Annotated in this window: 16 protein-coding genes and 1 tRNA gene; 6 read left to right on the forward strand and 11 right to left on the reverse strand. The window is 58.8% G+C overall.

From position 1 onward, the window contains the following. Nucleotide 1 precedes the first annotated feature (1 nt). From trmFO to JJQ51_RS21570, 4 genes are all read right to left on the reverse strand, one after another. Nucleotides 2–1,438 (reverse strand): methylenetetrahydrofolate--tRNA-(uracil(54)-C(5))-methyltransferase (FADH(2)-oxidizing) TrmFO, encoded by a 1,437-nt coding sequence (gene trmFO / locus JJQ51_RS21555; protein WP_269245320.1) that lies wholly within the window; start codon nt 1,436–1,438, stop codon nt 2–4. 117 nt (nt 1,439–1,555) lie between these two features. Then, the gene (locus JJQ51_RS21560) at nt 1,556–1,912 is read right to left on the reverse strand and encodes a VOC family protein (protein ID WP_269245321.1); all 357 of its coding nucleotides are present in this window, start codon (nt 1,910–1,912) and stop codon (nt 1,556–1,558) included. Nucleotides 1,913–2,193: 281 nt separating this feature from the next. Further along, a complete protein-coding gene (locus JJQ51_RS21565; protein ID WP_069611985.1) occupies nt 2,194–2,337 on the reverse strand; it encodes a DUF1127 domain-containing protein in 144 nt (47 codons plus the stop codon). 302 nt (nt 2,338–2,639) lie between these two features. Then, complete coding sequence (locus JJQ51_RS21570) at nt 2,640–2,786, reverse strand: DUF1127 domain-containing protein (protein ID WP_081615319.1); 147 nt, start codon at nt 2,784–2,786, stop codon at nt 2,640–2,642. Nucleotides 2,787–3,660: 874 nt separating this feature from the next. Between JJQ51_RS21570 and JJQ51_RS21575 the strand changes: the two genes are divergently transcribed. The 4 genes from JJQ51_RS21575 (at nt 3,661) to tig (ending at nt 7,411) form a co-directional block, all read left to right on the forward strand. Next, on the forward strand, nt 3,661–4,800 hold the full coding sequence (locus JJQ51_RS21575; RefSeq protein WP_269245322.1) for a DUF2157 domain-containing protein: 1,140 nt from the start codon (nt 3,661–3,663) through the stop codon (nt 4,798–4,800). Next, entirely contained in the window at nt 4,797–5,411 is a 615-nt protein-coding gene (locus JJQ51_RS21580) for a GDYXXLXY domain-containing protein (protein WP_113333684.1), read from the forward strand. Before JJQ51_RS21575 ends, JJQ51_RS21580 begins: the two co-directional genes overlap by 4 nt. A 145-nt stretch (nt 5,412–5,556) precedes the next feature. Further along, nucleotides 5,557–5,641: transfer RNA gene (locus tag JJQ51_RS21585), tRNA-Leu, on the forward strand. A 279-nt stretch (nt 5,642–5,920) separates the two neighbouring features. Next, nucleotides 5,921–7,411, forward strand: a complete 1,491-nt coding sequence (tig, locus tag JJQ51_RS21590) for a trigger factor (protein ID WP_113333686.1) — start codon at nt 5,921–5,923, stop codon at nt 7,409–7,411. 141 nt (nt 7,412–7,552) lie between these two features. On the opposite strand, the gene JJQ51_RS21595 is transcribed toward tig, so the two are convergent. From JJQ51_RS21595 to JJQ51_RS21625, 7 genes are all read right to left on the reverse strand, one after another. Next, a complete protein-coding gene (locus JJQ51_RS21595) occupies nt 7,553–8,362 on the reverse strand; it encodes a phytanoyl-CoA dioxygenase (RefSeq protein ID WP_113352685.1) in 810 nt (269 codons plus the stop codon). A gap of 225 nt (nt 8,363–8,587) precedes the next feature. Then, the gene (gene sthA / locus JJQ51_RS21600; protein WP_113352613.1) at nt 8,588–9,991 is read right to left on the reverse strand and encodes a Si-specific NAD(P)(+) transhydrogenase; all 1,404 of its coding nucleotides are present in this window, start codon (nt 9,989–9,991) and stop codon (nt 8,588–8,590) included. A gap of 107 nt (nt 9,992–10,098) precedes the next feature. Then, complete coding sequence (locus tag JJQ51_RS21605; protein ID WP_113333688.1) at nt 10,099–10,695, reverse strand: dual specificity protein phosphatase family protein; 597 nt, start codon at nt 10,693–10,695, stop codon at nt 10,099–10,101. Nucleotides 10,696–10,956: 261 nt separating this feature from the next. Continuing rightward, nucleotides 10,957–11,772: a RadC family protein gene (radC, locus tag JJQ51_RS21610; protein WP_233788711.1), complete on the reverse strand. Its 816-nt coding sequence runs from the start codon at nt 11,770–11,772 to the stop codon at nt 10,957–10,959. Between the two features lie 42 nt (nt 11,773–11,814). Continuing rightward, nucleotides 11,815–12,651, reverse strand: a complete 837-nt coding sequence (map, locus tag JJQ51_RS21615; protein ID WP_106997750.1) for a type I methionyl aminopeptidase — start codon at nt 12,649–12,651, stop codon at nt 11,815–11,817. 2 nt (nt 12,652–12,653) lie between these two features. Next, nucleotides 12,654–13,400 (reverse strand): DNA/RNA nuclease SfsA, encoded by a 747-nt coding sequence (sfsA, locus tag JJQ51_RS21620; RefSeq protein WP_113352610.1) that lies wholly within the window; start codon nt 13,398–13,400, stop codon nt 12,654–12,656. Nucleotides 13,401–13,411: 11 nt separating this feature from the next. Then, the gene (locus JJQ51_RS21625) at nt 13,412–15,259 is read right to left on the reverse strand and encodes a PHA/PHB synthase family protein (protein ID WP_113352609.1); all 1,848 of its coding nucleotides are present in this window, start codon (nt 15,257–15,259) and stop codon (nt 13,412–13,414) included. A gap of 160 nt (nt 15,260–15,419) precedes the next feature. On the opposite strand from JJQ51_RS21625, the gene JJQ51_RS21630 reads away from it, so the two are divergent. After that, nucleotides 15,420–15,872, forward strand: a complete 453-nt coding sequence (locus JJQ51_RS21630; protein ID WP_113352608.1) for a hypothetical protein — start codon at nt 15,420–15,422, stop codon at nt 15,870–15,872. Between the two features lie 222 nt (nt 15,873–16,094). Continuing rightward, nucleotides 16,095–17,315: an LL-diaminopimelate aminotransferase gene (locus JJQ51_RS21635; protein ID WP_095434780.1), complete on the forward strand. Its 1,221-nt coding sequence runs from the start codon at nt 16,095–16,097 to the stop codon at nt 17,313–17,315. Nucleotides 17,316–17,359: the final 44 nt, after the last annotated feature.

Here is a 17,359-nt window from a genome sequence, read left to right on the forward strand (position 1 = left end):
GTCAGGCGCTTTCCGCGAACACGGGCGCTTGCACACCAAGCCATCCGGCGCAATCGGCAAGCGCACGCTTGGCGATGAGCTGGCGCTTCATGATGGTCTTGTCCTTGCCGCGAAAGCGCTTGACGCCTTCCGGCTTGACGATCGAACCCGGCTCCAGCTCCGGGAAAAGCCCGAAATTGATGTTCATCGGCTGGAAGGAGCGTTTGCCCGGCTCCTCGTCGGAGACGATGTGGCCGCCGGTGATGTGGTTCAGCAATGAGCCGAGCGCCGTGGTGGACGGCGGCAGCAGGGGTGCTTCGTCCTTGCGCTCCGCAGCGGCGAAGCGGCCGGCGAGCAGGCCGATGCTGGCGCTTTCGACATAACCTTCGCAGCCGGTGATCTGGCCGGCGAAACGCAGCCCCGGGCGCGACTTCAAGACCAGCGAGCGGTCGAGCAGGGTCGGGGAGTTGATGTAGGTATTGCGGTGCAGGCCGCCGAGGCGGGCGAATTCTGCATTTTCGAGGCCGGGAATCAGGCGGAAGATCTCCGCCTGCGCGCCGTATTTCAGCTTGGTCTGGAAACCGACCATGTTATAGAGCGTGCCGAGCGCATTATCCTGGCGCAGCTGTACGACGGCATAGGCCTTGACCGTGGGATTATGGGCATTGGTGAGCCCCATCGGCTTCATCGGCCCGTGGCGCAGTGTTTCGCGCCCGCGCTCCGCCATGACTTCGATCGGCAGGCAGCCGTCGAAATAGGGCGTGCCTTCCCATTCCTTGAAGCCGACGGCATCGCCGGCGATCAGCGCATCGACGAAGGCATTGTATTGGGCCTCGTCCATCGGGCAGTTGATATAATCCTTGCCGGTGCCGCCGGGGCCGACCTTGTCGTAGCGCGACTGATACCAGCAAATGTCCATGTTGATGCTGTCGCGATAGACGATCGGCGCGATGGCATCGAAGAAGGCGAGCGCATCGGCACCGGTTTCGGCCTGGATGGCGCTGGCAAGTCCGGGCGCGGTCAGTGGGCCGGTGGCGATGATCGCCTGATCCCATTCCCTTGGCGGCAGCCCCTGGATTTCTTCTCGGACGACGGTGATCAACGGATGATTTGCAATCGCGTGTGTTACGGCTGCCGAGAAGCCGTCCCGATCGACAGCAAGCGCTCCGCCGGCCGGTACCTGATGCTTATCCGCGCATGTCATGATAAGCGAACCCGCCATGCGCATTTCCGCATGGATGACGCCGACAGCATTGCTGGTGGCATCGTCGGAGCGGAACGAATTGGAGCACACCAACTCGGCAAGATCGTCCGTCTTGTGTGCTTCGGTGCCGCGCACGCCGCGCATTTCATGCAGAATGACCGGAACGCCGGCATTGGCGATCTGCCATGCGGCTTCCGAGCCGGCGAGGCCGCCACCGATGACGTGGATAGGGGAGTAAGAAGTGATCTGTGTCATGCGCGCGTCATTATCACGGGCAGGCCGGCGATCCAATGCTTTGCTAAAGCATGCCGCTCAAAACTGCGCAGCGGTCTTACGGCAAACTTAGTCTCTGGTCCGCCAGCTTAGTGCGAGCTACCTATCGAAAGGTCTTGAGGGCGGTTCTGCAAGAGTGATGCGGTTTCCGTCCGGGTCAATCAATTGGGCGATCTTTCCATAGTTGCCTTGCGATTCACCCGTGAGCTTTACGCCAAAGTCTTCGAGCAATTTGCGGGCTTCATCCATTTTCGGCACCACAATGGTTAGTCTGCCGTGCCCCGCATTCTCCCTATCATGGAAGATTTGAATGTTCGCGCCTGCGACATTGCGCCATTGGATCAACCCATCCATGGGACGATCGTCAGGTCCTCGGTCGAAAAGTTGAGTATAGAACGTTTCCGCCCTGTCCATGCTGGCCGTCGCGATCGCGGCGTAAACTCCTTGGATTTGCATTCTCCGCCTCCCTGCTAAAAGATCTCCACCTGTAAATGAGAGAGCGGCGGTTCCGTTCCAATACCGCGCGTGATGGCGGCAGGGGCTATCTTCGCCTGCTGTGCACGGGCTGCTGCGAGGCTGGGCGGGTGGCAGCATTGATGTCCGATAAGGGCGAGCGACTCGCCAGTGATCAACGGAAGCTCTGCGAGACGGTTAAATTGTACGGGGCTTCTAATCGCCAGAATCAAAAACGGCGCCAAAAGGCGCCGTCTTGAAGCAGTCTGCCCAGTCCGTTCCTATTAACGGAAAGAACGAGCAGCGATGTTGCGGATTTCGTAGCGGCTAACGCCGATGTCCGAAAGGGTCTGGCTGGAGAGGTTGCCAAGTTCGTTCAGAGTGCGGCGGTAGCTGATCCAGTTCTTTGCAATGCGAATCGGGTTCATGATCTTTTCCTCGGTATCTTGTTTGCGGGCGGTGTGATTACCGCCTCAGCGCTTGCACTCTATATAGGCGCGAAGAGGTTGATTGTGCAGTGCAAAGAAGATGCGTCTGCTATGCATTTGTGCAATATGACGCCCAAAAAGCAGTCGATGCTCAAAATTTGTGTGCTTTGCAGATAAGGAATAGCTCGCGGCGGATCGGTTATGCTGCGCTTGCTCAGTCGGAAGGCAAAAAAGAACGCCCGCCGCGGAGGTCCGCAACGGGCGTTGAGAGGCTTTCGCGAGTGGCGAAGCCTATCCGGCGATTAGCGGCCGGTGGCTTCGCGAGCAACGCGATGGATGTCGGCGCGGTCGATGCCGAGGTCGTGCAGTTCACGAGCGCTCATGCGGCCGAGTTCGTTAACGGTCTGACGATACTTGCGCCAGTTGTTGAAAGAGCGGGTCAGGTTCATTGTAGTCCCTTTCGAGGATCAAGGGATCGAGCAGTTCCGTGATTGGTTCCGTCGTCGATCTAATGGATTTAAATATATGCTGCGCCGCGAAAACTAAAAGCGCGAAAGCTTCATGCCACCTATGCATAAGGCGCAAGTCTTGTGGGGGCTTTGCCTAAGATGGTGGCTGCTTTGTGTGCATATCGCGGCCAAAGCTGGTCCGTCGCCGGAAGTCAATTCCGCGCCAGTGTCAGCCATTCCGAAGCGTTTGCCGGTAGCCGCCCGCTTTTAGCCACCTTTTCGCCAGCCCTGCTGTTTTGGAGGGGCCGATGTTGCCGCGAACTGCCGTGCGGCGGTTCAGAAGTGAGCTTGATACTCTTCCCATACTGGCAATTGCCGGCTGATGGCCGGCATGGGCATCCGTTCAGCATAAACCGATTTAGAGGGGATAAAAAATAACGCCCACCGCGGGAGGAGGATGCGGTGGGCGTCATTTGAGATGATTGACGACTGGGAGGAGGAGTGTCGTCAATCTATCGAAGCGCACTGGGAGGAGGAGTGTGCGGCTCCGAATATCGTGTCGGGATGCTATCCCCAGGCTTGGTCCGATCTGCATCGGTCCGGCGCGCCACCGCCGTCTTGTTGCTTGATAAATAGTATGACTTTTCGAATTTGTGCAGCGCAATAATTTCATGGGAGGCATGAGCTGCGCGCATATCTTTAATCGGTATCTCTTTACCGGCCGTGAGGATACTGCAGATCCCTTAATTCCGTATTAATATGGCACACATTCCTGTGAGCCGAAGCCTCTGCCAGAACCGCTCGGCTCGCATCGATTGGGCGGCGATTTGTGCTAACTCTGTCGCGAGCAGAATCGCAGCGAGGGGAGCCGGGCATGTACAGGGGCAGGCTGGAGCGGGATCTCAAGATCTGGACCGACAAGGGGCTGGTCGACGCGGGGACGGCGAAAGCCATCCTCAGCGAGTATGACGGTCGTCAGACGAGTTTCAGCGCCGGCCGGGTGCTAACCATCATCGCCGCCGTGCTTCTCGGCCTTGCCATCTTGCTGTTCATCTCCGCAAACTGGGAGGCTCTTCCGAGAATTGCCCGTCTGCTGGGGCTGGTTGCGATGATATGGGCCTTCTATCTCGCGGCGGCATATTTATTAGCTCAGGGTCGCTCCATCCTCGCCGCCGCAATGTTGATCCTCGGCACCTTGAGTTTCGGCGGCGCCATGGCGCTGGTTGGCCAGATGTACAATCTGTCCGGCGACGAACTCAGAATGATGCTCGTCTGGTACGCCGCGGCCTGCATTGTTGCGGCGTTGTTTCGTTCCTCGGCGCAGGTCGGGCTCGCCGGTTTTCTCGCCTGGGCATTTTGCGGCGTCTATCTCTGGGGCCATTTCGACGAATGGTATGGGATCATGCCCTGGATGCCGCCTCTGATGGCTGTGTTCCTGATCGCGCTTGTCCGCTATGCCGATGCGCCCATGGCTCGGCATCTGGCCTATCTCATGCTCGTCGGCTGGCTTACATGGCTATTTGGCCGTCATGAGGGATTGAATACCGCGATCCTGTTTGCCGCTCTCGGCATGGCGGCGTTTCTCGTCGTTAGTGTTCCCGCGTCGCCGCTGATGCCTTTTGCCCGCACAGCTGGTGCCGCGCCGGCCTTCTACACCTTTCTGATCGCATCGATCGGCTTCTTCCTGGTTCATGCCGAGATCAGCAACGGGTCCTTTGAGAACAATGTCTGGGTGGAAGACAAATTGCCGCTCGTCATCGTGGCGGCAGCGACACTGGCGAGTTGCGTGATCGCAATCGCGCTCAGTGGCCGCGACAACGGCGCGGTGCGCTATCTGGCCTATTTCGTCTTTTCCTGCGAGATTCTTTACCTCGCCAGCGAGACGATCGGCTCGATCATCGGCACGGCCGGGTTCTTCCTCGTTGCCGGCTTGCTGGTGGCGATTGCCGCCTGGCTGGTCATCCAGCTGGAACGGCGTTTTTCCGATAATCGCGGGCAGGGGACGCGGGCATGACCGATATCGCTGAGAGGAGTCTGAGCATGGGTTCCCGCCGCCTGTGGATTGCCGCTATCGTCGTTGCCGCTCTGCAGACGGCGGTTCTTGGCTACATGGTTGGCGAGCGGGCCTGGGGCTTGCGGAGCGGCGTCGAGATTCTTTTGAAGACTGCGCCAGTCGATCCGCGCGATCTTTTGCGCGGCGACTACGTGACCTTAAACTACGACATCTCGCGGGTTCCGTTCTCGACGATGGTTGAAGGACCGCCGAAAGCGAGCCGAAGTGGCGCGCTATTGTCCGTTCGCCTGAAGAAGCAGGACGACGGTTACTGGGGGATCGTCGAATCATCATTTGGAAAGCTCGATCCGAAGCCCGATACGGTCGTGCTCAAAAGCTTGCCTGTCGACTATGTTTTCTATGGCGATGCCGCCGACCCGTCGCAGGCGATTGTCGGGGTCGCTTATGGCATCGAGCGCTACTACGTGCCCGAAGGGCAGGGACACGATATCGAAAGCGCCCGCAACGCCAATCGCGTCGCCATTGCGGCGCGGGTGTCTTCGGATGGCGTTGCCCATATCAGAAGCCTGCTTCTAGACGGCAAATCCGTCTACGAGGAGCCGCTTTACTGACGATATCTGCGCTAATGGCTCCGATAAGCTTTAAGCGTTGTCGCGGAGCCGTCATTTTTCCTTTGCGTGGTTTAAAACGGGTGATATAGAGACGCCGCGCTCCGGAAGGCCCCATGGGCAGGCATCGCCATGCGGTTTTGGGAACGCGGGTATGGTGAAATTGGTAGACACGCCAGATTTAGGTTCTGGTGCCGCAAGGCGTGGGAGTTCAAGTCTCTCTACCCGCACCAACACTGTCTTGTGGACGGGGGGAGGCTCACGAAGCCTGTCTTCCGATATGCCGCAGGACGCGCATCTTGCCCAAAGCATCCCGCTTTCGATGAGGAAAGTGGATAAGATGTTTTGGCTCGTGACGGGATAGAGCTGCCTTTTGCGCGTTCATTCGAAGGCGCGGCGCTCTTGCAAGATGAAAGAGAATTGCATCCAAGCCACGCTCGGGATTTTCCGGCGTCGTGCTCATCGAAACGAACGGCAGGCTGGGCACGGCCGCCATGAATGAAGGTAGGACAATGCAGGTTATCGAAACGCTCGCTGAAGGGCTGAAGCGCGAAATCAAGGTGGTCATCCCGGCCAAGGACATGGAAGTGCGCATGAACGAGCGCCTGGCCGAGGTCAAGGACAAGGTCCGCATCAACGGCTTCCGTCCCGGCAAGGTTCCGGTCTCGCACCTGAAGAAGGTCTACGGCAAGTCGATCATGGCTGACCTCGTCAACGAAATCGTTCGCGACCAGCCGCCGGCGATCCTGACCGAGCGCGGCGAGAAGTCGGCCACCCAGCCGGAAATCGCGATGACGGAAGACCAGGACGAGGCAGAAAAGATCCTCTCCGCTCAGGCCGATTTCGAATTCACGCTGTCTTATGAAGTCATCCCGGCGATCGAACTGAAGCCGGTCAATGGCATCAAGGTTACCCGCGAAGTCGCTGAAATCAGTGAAGACGAAGTGACCGAGCAGATCCTCAAGATCGCTGAAAGCGCTCGTAGCTACGAGACCAAGAAGGGCAAGGCTGCCAACGGCGACCGCGTCACCATCGATTACCTCGGCAAGGTCGACGGCGTTGCCTTCGACGGCGGCAAGGACGAAGACGCACAGCTCGTTCTCGGCTCGAACCGCTTCATCCCGGGCTTCGAAGAGCAGCTCGTCGGCCTCAAGGCTGGCGATGAGAAGGTCATCACCGTAACTTTCCCGGCCGACTATCCGGCCAAGAACCTCGCTGGCAAGGAAGCCACCTTCGACATCAACGTCAAGGAAGTTGCAGCTCCCGGTGAAATCGAAATCAACGACGAACTCGCTTCCAAGCTCGGCATCGAATCCGCCGATCGCCTGAAGGAGATCGTTCGCGGTCAGATCGAAAGCCAGTACGGCTCTGTCACCCGCCAGAAAGTCAAGCGTCAGATCCTCGACCAGCTCGACGAAATGTATCAGTTCGACACGCCGCAGAAGCTCGTCGACGCCGAATTCGCCAGCATCTGGCGCCAGATCGAAACCGATCTCAGCGAATCTGGCAAGACCTTCGAAGACGAAGACACGACCGAAGAAAAGGCTCGCGAGGAATACCGCAAGCTCGCCGAGCGTCGCGTTCGCCTCGGCCTCGTTCTCTCCGAAATCGGCGAAAAGGCCGGCGTCGAAGTCAGCGAAGACGAACTGCAGCGCGCTCTCTACGCACAGCTCCAGCAGTTCCCGGGCCAGGAAAAGGAAATCCTCGAATTCTTCCGCAAGACGCCGGGCGCCTCCGCCAACCTGCGCGCCCCGATCTTCGAAGAAAAGGTCATCGACCATCTGCTGACCGAGGTCAACGTCACGGACAAGACCGTTTCCAAGGAAGCGCTGCTGGCTGACGACGAAGAAGAAGACAAGCCGGCTGCCAAGAAGGCCGCTCCGAAGAAGAAGGCTGCTGCCAAGGCTGAAGCAACCGAAGCTGCCGCTGAAGGCGAAGAAGCAGCGGCTCCGAAGAAGAAGGCCGCTCCGAAGAAGAAGGCTGCTGAAGACAGCGCCGAATAATCGTCTTTCTTCTGGACTGACATTGAGCCCTACCGGAAACGGTGGGGCTTTTGTTGTTTCGTCATAATGCTTCCTCTCCCCGCAAGCGGAGAGAGGGCTGGGGCGAGAGGCCCCAGGCTATCAGCAATCAGTTCGGCGCGATTATTCCTTACCCAAAGCGCGGCGAATGGCTGTCTCGACCGGGCTATAGGCATTATCCGGCCGTTCCAATCGATAGGGCTCAGCAAGGCCGATCGAAGGCTGCGCCATAAATCGCGGCGTGGCGCCTCGATGCTTCTGGGCGGCGTGGATTATGAAGGGATGGCAGATGTAGACCGTACCAGCCTTTCCCGTTGCCAGTGCGTGAGGGCGGTCGGCTCCCATCTGCTCGAGCATCATATGAGAACGCCCGTGCTCTCCGGCAGGCTCGAGATAGCGCGCCATATCCATGTGAGAGCTGACGCGGATGCGGGTCGGCGCATCGTCTTCGCCAACATCGGAAAACAGGAATAGCGTAAGCAGAGCGCGCCCTCGCGAGGTGACATTCACGCGCCAGGCGGAGAAGTCGCTTTGCTCATTCGGATCGCAATCGTCCCCAGGAAAGCTGAGGTCGACATGCCAGCCGGCGTCGCCGGGATCGTCCGGATGCGGGAAACGCACGGGGAAGGTCCCAAGCCCATCTCTTGGCAGCCATCGCCCACGCCCGACCAGTTGATCGAAAGCAGCGTGCAAAATGGGCATATTAGCGATGGCACGGAATGGCTCGCCGCCATAGCCTGGCAGCCTCACGACCGGAAATCTCCAACTTGCCGGATCGTGCTCGCGACATGGAATATCGCGCCACATGATGGCGCGGGCTTCGGCAGCCTGTTCCTGTGAAAACGCATCATCGATGCGTATAAAGCCATGTTCAATGAAATCGTTCACCTGCGCGTCGGAAAGCGCAGCCGGATACTGTTTTTGGGATGGCATGAAATCTCTCTCGATCATCGCGCCGTTTTTCACCCTTCCTGTGCGGGCATCACGGCTGTTTCGGCAAAGACCTACCCGCGGCCTCGCGGCCGTTGAGGCGGTCTCGTCTTCATTTGGCTGAAAGCCTAGGGATTAGCGGCTTATGAAGAAGACCGAAGCGATGTTGAGAATGTTCATCATGCCGGCAGAGTAGTGAGCTCCGCCGGCATGGTCAATATTGACCTATTAGAGTTCCGACTTGATATCGCCCATGCGGTTCCAGGCGTCGAGGCCGGCGATCTTGTAGGCTTCGGCAAGCGTCGGATAGTTGAAGGTGTTTTCGACGAAATATTCGACGGTGCCCTTAAGGTTCAGCACGGCCTGTCCGATGTGCACGAGCTCGGTGGCGCCTTCGCCGACGATGTGGACGCCGAGCAGGCGGCGGGTCTTCAGCGAGAAGATCATCTTCAAGAGGCCTGTGTCGAGGCCCATGATGTGGCCGCGCGACGTCTCGCGGAAGCGGGCGATGCCGCACTCATAGGGGATGTGCCGTTCCTTGACCTCTTCCTCCGAGAGGCCACAGGTGGAAATCTCCGGCACGGCATAGATGCCATAGGGGAAGTATTTCGGCGGCTCCTTGGCGATCGCGCCGACGGCGACGCGCGCGGCAATGCGGCCCTGTTCCATCGACGTGGAGGCAAGGCTCGGGAAACCGACGACATCGCCGGCGGCAAAGATATGCGGAACCTTGGTGGCGAAGGTTTCCGGATTGACGCTCAGGCGGCCGCGAGCATCGGCCTCAAGGCCGGCAGCGGCAAGATTAACGGTGTCGGTGGCACCCATGCGGCCGGCGGCGAAGAGCACCATGTCTGTCGTGATGCGGCGGCCATTGTCGAGCGTCAGCTCGACCTTGCCGTTCTGCCGCTCCACCTTCTCGGCCTTTTGACCGAGCAGCAGCTTCATGTTGCGATCGCGAAGCTGATAGGTGAAATCCTCGACGATCTCCTTGTCGATGAAATCGAGCATGGTGGATTTCGGATCGATCAGCGTCACCTGCGTGTCGAGCGCGCTGAAGATTGTGGCATATTCGATGCCGATGACGCCGGCGCCGATGACGACCATCGATCGCGGCAAATCCTCGATCTCGAGGAGTTCATCGCTATCGAGAACCGTCTTGCCGTCGAACGGCATGTAATCCGGACGGAAAGGTTTGGTGCCGACTGCAAGCAGTATGCTGGCGGCGGACACGGTGACGACCTCGCCATCATCCTTGACGATCTGCATCGTCTGCGGATCGACGAAGCTTGCCTTGCCTCTGATGTGCTGGACGCGATTGCGCGCGAATTGATGCTCAAGCACTTCGACCTCGTGGTCGAGGGTGATTAGCAGGCGGCGGCGGAGATCCTCCGCACTGATCTCCTGTTTGACGCGATAGGCGCGACCGTAGAAGCCGCGTTCGCGCCAACCCGAAAGGTTGAGCGCGGTTTCGCGCAGCGTCTTGGAGGGAATGGTCCCGGTGTGGACCGAGACGCCGCCGACCCGCTTGCCTTGCTCGACGACGAGTACCTTCTTGCCGAGCTTGGCAGCCTGAATAGCGCCTCTGCGGCCGGCGGGGCCGCTACCTACGACTAGGAGATCGAATTGGTCCATCGGGAAGCCTCGGATGACTGGAATGGGGAATCAATGTCGCAATGCAACATGCTCCGTCAACCGGTAGCGTCTCAATGTTACAGATTATCTAACGGGAAGTTTGGTGTTCACGAGGCCGAAAGACCGAGCCAGGGTTCCAGCTTCTCAAAAGTACGGTCCATGGCATAGGCACGCGTGAAGGAGAACGGTAGGTGACCATAGATGATCGACATCTGGCCCTCCGCGGTAGCCTCATTCGTCTTGGCAATGGCGGCAAGGTAAAGTGCCGAGGCCAGGCCAGTTCTGTCGGCTCCGGCCTGGCAATGAATGAGGATCGGCTTTGGCGCATTCCGCATGATCTCGACAAGCTGCGCCGCCTGCTCCTGTGTCAGCTCTCGGGCCGAAGACATATGGAAATCGATATGGTCGATGTTGAGCGCTTTCGCCTCGGCAACTTCGGTATCGTACCAATGGTGGCCGCTATTGTAGCCACGCAGGTTGATAATGGTCTTGATGCCGTATTGCTTCTGAAACTCGGCGATGTTGGTGGCCGAGGGCTGCGAAGAACGGTAAAGCTCGCCGGCAATGACCGGATGGAAGTTCGTCGTCCAGAGCATGTGAGCATAGAAGCCGCTGGCGGCCACCAGAAAAGCGCCTGCCGCGACAAGCGCGCCGCGACCGATAGAAAGGAGGCGATGAGCAAGCTTGGGCGACATCTTCGGCATTCGATCTCCAGATGGCCGGCGCATGGAAGCGGATAAGGCCAAATCAAACAACAGCTTCCACGGGCGGATCAGCCGACAGGAACGCGGCGATCCTTCTGCCAGATGATCCTGACGCCGAGCTGAAAAATGAAAGCGGAGATCGCCATGACGAATTCGGGATATTTCGCCATGATCGAATGGATGAGATTCGATAATGATCACGTACAATCAAAAACATACAATATAGATTTGAAGTATCGGATTATCGCATCTGCGACAATTTCAAATCAGCCGCAATGCGCGGAAGCTGACATGGCCGTTTTTTCCAATGATAACATGGTCGTGAACGGTGATGCCCAAAGGCTTGGCAGTGTCTATGATGGTCTTGGTCATGTCGATATCGGCACGCGAAGGTGTTGGATCTCCTGACGGGTGATTGTGGACTAGAATTACTGCGGAGGCGGAGAGTTCGAGCGCGCGCTTGACGACCTCGCGCGGATAGACCGGCGTATGATCGACCGTGCCGAAACCCTGCACCTCATCGGCGATCAAGGCGTTGCGCTTATCGAGAAACAGCAGGCGAAATTGCTCGCGTGCTTCATGCGCCATAGCGGCATGACAATAATCGATGAGCGCCTTCCAGGAGGAGAGCACCGGCTTACCCGTCAATTCGCTCTTCAGCATGCGCTGCGCGACGCTTGCCACGAGCTTCAGGTCGAGAGCGACGGTATCGCCAACGCCACTGACCTCCGTCAGCAGGTTGACCGGAGCGCCGAATACGCCGCCAAGCGTGCCAAAACGGGCGAGCAGGGCCTTCGCGATCGGTTTCGTGTCTCGGCGCGGGATCAGCCGGAAAAGCAGGAGTTCGAGGATTTCGTAGTCCGCCAATGCCGCGTCGCCGCCGTCGCGATAGCGATTGCGCAACCGTTCGCGGTGGCCATGATAATGGGCTTCGACGTTGGTTGTCGCGGATTTGGCTATCGGTGCGGATTTGGATGTCGAGGCGGGTTTGGCGACCTGTTGAGGGAAGAACAGCCGCTCGTCGAGTAGCGGCGCATCTTCCAACGCCTCCGTCTTCCCGCCTCTATCGAGGGGCATGTCACCATGTCCGTTAGAAGAAGCGGGACGTTTTGCCATGAATTATCCCTGCAGCGGCGGCAGGCCGGGGCGGTCTAGGCCGCCGGGCGACAGGGTGAAGATCTCGCAGCCCGTCGCAGTGACGCCGACCGTGTGTTCGTATTGTGCCGAGAGCGAGCGGTCGCGCGTGACGGCCGTCCAGCCGTCACCGAGCACCTTCACATGCGGCTTGCCGAGATTGATCATCGGCTCGATGGTGAAGATCATGCCTTCACGCAGTTCCGGGCCGTCATTGACCCGGCCATAATGCAGGATATTCGGCGAGTCATGGAAGAGGCTGCCGACGCCGTGGCCGCAGAAGTCGCGCACGACCGAGCAGCGCTCGCCTTCGGCATAGGTCTGGATCGCTTCGCCGATGGCGCCGGTGCGTGCACCCGGACGAACGGCGGCAATGCCGCGCATCAGAGATTCATAGGTGACTTCCAGCAGCCGCTCGGCCGAACGCTTGATTTCTCCGACCGGATACATGCGGCTGGAATCGCCGTGCCAGCCATCGAGCACATAGGTCACGTCGATATTGACGATATCGCCTTCGCGCAGCGGTTTGTCGTTGGGAATGCCATGGCAGACGACGTGGTTGATCGAGGTGCAGGAGGATTTCATGTAGCCGCGATAGTTCAGCGTCGCGGGATAGGCGCCGTGATCCATGCCGAATTCGAAAACGAAACGGTCGATGACATCGGTGGGCACGCCAGGCTTGACGATCGCGGCGAGTTCATCGAGGCAGCGGGCGGTCAGCTGGCACGCCTTGCGCATTCCGGCAAAGGCGTCCTCTCCGTAGATGCGGATAGCACCCGTATTTTTCGCCGGCGCCGTTGCCGCTTCGATGTAGTTCACCATAACTAGCCTTTGGTAGAGATCTTAAACTGTTCTAATGCAGCTATGCCGGGTTCGTCTATCGGGATCAACCCGGCAGGCGCGATTTCAGTCGGCGAAACCCTGCATTTCAGCGCATAGACCTCGACGCCACGCTTCAAAGCGCGATCATAGGCCGTGGCGTAGAACGGATCGAGATCGCCGCAGATGCGGAAGCGATGGCAATCGTTGCGCTGGATCACGAACAGCATGATGGCGCGATAGCCGGCCTCGGCCATATCGCCGAGTTCTTCCAGATGCTTGGCGCCGCGCGCCGTCGCCGTATCTGGGAATTCCGCAAGACCTGGCCGTCGCATGAAATGGACGTTTTTCACCTCGACATAGGTGGTTGTCCGCAAAGGGTCGGTCAAGAGCAGGTCGATACGCGAGTTGCGGCCGTAATTCTGCTCGCGCTTGATCATTGTATACTCACCGAGATCGGAGATTTGCCCAAGCGCGATCGCTTCCGCTGCAATGCGGTTCGGCATGGCGGTGTTGACACCGACGGTCGTGCGGTCTGCCTCGATCAATTCGAAGACATGGCGGTATTTTCGCTTCGCGCCCTCATGCTCTGAGAGCCATATGCGCGAGCCAGGTGTCGTAAGGCCGAGCATCGAGCCAGTATTGGGGCAGGAGCCGGTGACGAATGTCCCGTCTTCCAGCTCGGCATCGAAGAGGAAGCGCTTGTAGCGGGAAATCAGGCGGGCAGGGAGGAGAGGCGAAGGAAATTGCATAATCGGGTGACTTATGCCCGTTCCAGGACATAGCTGCCGGGTGCCTCTTCCAGCGCATTGAGGGCCTTGCCGCCGGGTTTGCGCGCAGCCGTCATGCGATGGTCTTGCGCGAGGATCCAGGCATGCCAATGCGGCCACCAGGAGCCAGGTGTCTCCTTTGCCCCGGCGAGCCAATCCTCATAGTCACCGCCGGTCGGGCCGCCGGTCCAGAACTGATATTTATGCTTGTCGGGCGGGTTGACGACTCCGGCAATGTGACCGGAGCCGGTCACCACGAATTCCACCGGACCGCCGAAATACTGGCTGCCGACGAAGACGGATTTGGCCGGCGCGATATGATCCTCCCGCGTCGCCAGATTGTAGACGGGGATGCGTACGTCCTTCAGCGACAATGTCTTGCCGTCGAGCACCATTTTGCCCTGGCTCAAGGCGTTGTTGAGGTAGCAGTTGCGCAGGTAGAACGAATGATTGGCCGCGGCCATGCGGGTCGAATCGGCATTCCAGAACAGGAGGTCGAAGGGTAGGGGTTCCTGCCCCTTCAGGTAATTATTGACGAAATAGGGCCAGATCAGTTCGGAGGCGCGCAGCATGTTGAAGGCCGTCGCCATCTTCGAACCTTCGAGATAGCCGAGCACGTTCATCTGCTCTTCGAGTGCTGCAATCTGCTCTTCGTCGACGAAAACCTTCAGGTCGCCGGCAAAGGTGAAATCGACCTGCGTCGTCAGGAAGGTTACCGTTCGGATACGCTTGTTCTTTTCCTTGGCGTGGAGGGCGAGCGTCGCCGCCAGCAGCGTGCCGCCGACGCAATATCCAACAGCATTGACTTCCTGTTCGCCCGTCGCCTTTTCGATGGTTTCGAGTGCGAAATCGATGCCTTCGCGGGCATAAGAGGTCCAATCCTTCGCCGCATGCCGATGATCGGGATTGACCCACGAAATCACGAAGACGGTGTGACCCTGCTCCACGCACCATTTGATGAAGGATTTCTGCGGGTTGAGATCGAGAATGTAGAATTTGTTGATCCAGGGCGGGCAGATCAGCAGCGGCCGCTTCAGCACCTTGTCTGTCGCCGGCTCATATTGGATCACCTGGCAGACATCGCTTTGCGCGATCACCTTGCCTGGCGTCAGCGCCATGTCGCGGCCGATGGCGAATTTCGTCATGTCGGTTTGACGCAGGCGCAACTCGCCATGGCCAAGGCTGATGTCCTCGGCCAGCATCTTCATGCCGCGCACCAGGTTCTCGGCATTGGAGGCGATAGTCTCGCGATAGACCTGCGGGTTGGTCGCGACAAAATTGGTTGGCGAAAAGGCGGCGGTGATCTGCTTCGTGTAGAATGCCGCTTTGTGGCGGGTGTGTTCATCCAGCCCTTCCGCGTCGCCGACCAGTTTTTCCGCCCAGTTCGACGTCAGAAGATAGGTCTGCTTCAAGAAATCGAAGAAGGGGTTCTTCTGCCAATCCTCGTCTGCGAAGCGCTTGTCCTTCACCGGTTCGGCTTCAGCCTCGGCGGACGAATCGCCGCTAAGGCGCTGCATGGTCTTCGTCCACAGACCAAAATAGCCGGAAAGCAGGTGAGTCTGCGCTTCCAGTGTCCGGCGGGGATCGGAAAGCCAGTATTCGCCGACTTTAGACAGCGTCTTGACCATGTCGGTGAAAGGATCGGCAACCGTATCGACCTTCTCACCGCGCTCGCGCGGTGCAAGCCAGGCCGAGGCTGCCTTGCCGAGATTTTCCAGCGCACGGGCAAAGTTGACGGCCATCGCTTCGGGATCCCTGACGATGTAAGGCTCGACTGACTTTGGATCAAAGCCGGGAAAGCCGCCATTACCTTCATTCTTGTCCCGCTTGCTGTCGGTCACGCATCATCCTCCCGGCGGCAGCTCGTGTCTTGTTTTCCATTTGTACATCTTGCGGGAAAAGGAATACAAGTCGAATGAAACGCAACCCTGCTCTTGCTTTGCTGCTGCGACAAATTTAACAGTCGCAACCCACAGCAAGGAATAGCGCAGGAAGACAATTATGGGCGGCGGCATGGTGGCAAGACTGAACCGGTATTCCGTACTCTGCAGTGCAATGTGCGGAATTCTCGCATTGACGCTCGCGGGCTGCTCGACACCCGAGGAAAAGGCGGCCTTCGCCAAGCGCAAGCAGCCGCCTCAGGCTGTCATCGTAAAACCCGCCAAGGGCACGCCGGTCGTGGAAACCAGCACGCAGCAATTTTACAAGGACGGCTATCCTTCCTTCAACGCGCCGCCGACCGCTGCAAACGTCCAAATCAATGATCAGCAGGCTGGCGATCTGGTCAAGCAGCTGACGGCACTCGGATCGCAGCGCAAAGCCGGCACGATCTCCGAGGCCGAATATCAGAGGCGTGTTGCCGAGATGCGCAAGCTCGCTGCCGAACATGGCCAGGATACGCTGCAGGAAATTCAGAAAGAGGGCAGCGCCCAGCCGGCCCCAACGCAGAATTAGCCTTGCGTTTCAGGCGATTTGGACGCAAAGCGTTCGGATAGGCCGAAATTGGATGTATCTGACCGGCGGATTGCATTTTGCGTGCATAAGCGCCCAAGATTCACCTTATCTTTCGAGATAGCATGAATACGGCGCCGCGAGTCCCAAGTTCGTATCGCGGCTGGCCGGGAGATCAACGAACTTCAGTGCGGTTTTGAGGGCCGCTGTCCCATGGGGAAAGAAATGGAAGAGTTTCATAAAGTCCGGCGTTTGCCGCCCTACGTTTTCGAACAGGTCAATCGTTTGAAAGCGAGCGCGCGAGCGGGCGGGGCGGACATTATCGACCTCGGCATGGGCAATCCAGATCTTCCGACCCCAAAGGCGATCGTCGACAAGCTGTGCGAAGTGGTTCAGGATCCGCGCACGCATCGCTATTCCTCCTCCAAGGGCATTCCGGGCCTTCGCCGCGCGCAGGCGGCCTATTACGCCCGCCGTTTCGGTGTGAAGCTCAATCCCGATACGCAGGTGGTTGCCACCCTCGGTTCGAAGGAAGGCTTCGCCAATATGGCGCAGGCGATCACGGCGCCGGGCGATGTGATCCTCTGCCCGAACCCGACCTATCCGATCCACGCCTTCGGCTTCCTGATGGCAGGCGGCGTCATCCGCTCGATTCCGGTCGAGCCGGATGACAGCTTCTTCCCGCCGCTGGAACGAGCCGTGCGCCACTCGATCCCGAAGCCGCTCGCGCTCATCCTGAACTATCCGTCGAACCCGACGGCCTATGTCGCGACGCTGGATTTCTATAAGGAAGTCGTCGCCTTCGCGAAGAAGCACGACATCATCGTGCTTTCGGATCTGGCCTATTCGGAAATCTACTTCGACGACGCGCCGCCGCCGTCGGTGCTGGAGGTTCCGGGCGCAATCGATGTGACGGTCGAGTTTACTTCGATGTCGAAGACCTTCTCCATGCCAGGCTGGCGCATGGGCTTTGCCGTCGGCAACGAGCGGCTGATTGCAGCGCTGACGCGCGTGAAGTCTTACCTCGATTACGGTGCCTTCACGCCGATCCAGGTGGCGGCAACTCACGCGCTGAACGGCGACGGTTCCGACATCGCCGAAGTGCGCAACATCTACAAGCGTCGCCGCGACGTTCTGGTCGACAGCTTCGGCAAAGCCGGCTTCGACGTGCCGCCGCCGGCCGCGACCATGTTCGCCTGGGCGAAGATCCCGGAAAAATTCCGTCATCTCGGCTCGCTTGAGTTCTCCAAGCTTTTGGTTGAGAAGGCTGACATCGCCGTTGCTCCGGGCATCGGTTTCGGCGAGCAGGGCGACGATTATGTCCGCATCGCGCTCGTTGAAAACGAACACCGCATCCGCCAGGCGGCGCGCAATCTGAAGCGCTTCCTCTCCACCGCGGATGAGACGATGCATAATGTTATTTCGCTGAACGCTCATCGTTCATAATATCGCGCGGCAGCCGTTCCCGCGGCTGCCGTCCCAAATACTGA

It is taken from the genome of Rhizobium sp. AG207R (genome assembly GCF_027109195.1).
GTDB classification, from domain to species: Bacteria; Pseudomonadota; Alphaproteobacteria; order Rhizobiales; family Rhizobiaceae; genus Rhizobium; species Rhizobium dioscoreae.

Bases quoted from the DNA above. Each gene is read 5' to 3' on its own strand.
- JJQ51_RS21565 (WP_069611985.1), bottom strand. From the start codon at position 2,337: ATGAACCCGATTCGCATTGCAAAGAACTGGATCAGCTACCGCCGCACT.
- JJQ51_RS21570 (WP_081615319.1), bottom strand. From the start codon at position 2,786: ATGAACCTGACCCGCTCTTTCAACAACTGGCGCAAGTATCGTCAGACC.
- JJQ51_RS21635 (WP_095434780.1), top strand. From the start codon at position 16,095: ATGGAAGAGTTTCATAAAGTCCGGCGTTTGCCGCCCTACGTTTTCGAA.
- JJQ51_RS21605 (WP_113333688.1), bottom strand. From the start codon at position 10,695: ATGCCGAAGATGTCGCCCAAGCTTGCTCATCGCCTCCTTTCTATCGGT.
- JJQ51_RS21575 (WP_269245322.1), top strand. From the start codon at position 3,661: ATGTACAGGGGCAGGCTGGAGCGGGATCTCAAGATCTGGACCGACAAG.
- JJQ51_RS21560 (WP_269245321.1), bottom strand. From the start codon at position 1,912: ATGCAAATCCAAGGAGTTTACGCCGCGATCGCGACGGCCAGCATGGAC.
- JJQ51_RS21630 (WP_113352608.1), top strand. From the start codon at position 15,420: ATGGGCGGCGGCATGGTGGCAAGACTGAACCGGTATTCCGTACTCTGC.
- trmFO (WP_269245320.1), bottom strand. From the start codon at position 1,438: ATGACACAGATCACTTCTTACTCCCCTATCCACGTCATCGGTGGCGGC.
- tig (WP_113333686.1), top strand. From the start codon at position 5,921: ATGCAGGTTATCGAAACGCTCGCTGAAGGGCTGAAGCGCGAAATCAAG.
- map (WP_106997750.1), bottom strand. From the start codon at position 12,651: ATGGTGAACTACATCGAAGCGGCAACGGCGCCGGCGAAAAATACGGGT.
- JJQ51_RS21595 (WP_113352685.1), bottom strand. From the start codon at position 8,362: ATGCCATCCCAAAAACAGTATCCGGCTGCGCTTTCCGACGCGCAGGTG.
- sfsA (WP_113352610.1), bottom strand. From the start codon at position 13,400: ATGCAATTTCCTTCGCCTCTCCTCCCTGCCCGCCTGATTTCCCGCTAC.
- radC (WP_233788711.1), bottom strand. From the start codon at position 11,772: ATGCCCCTCGATAGAGGCGGGAAGACGGAGGCGTTGGAAGATGCGCCG.
- sthA (WP_113352613.1), bottom strand. From the start codon at position 9,991: ATGGACCAATTCGATCTCCTAGTCGTAGGTAGCGGCCCCGCCGGCCGC.
- JJQ51_RS21580 (WP_113333684.1), top strand. From the start codon at position 4,797: ATGACCGATATCGCTGAGAGGAGTCTGAGCATGGGTTCCCGCCGCCTG.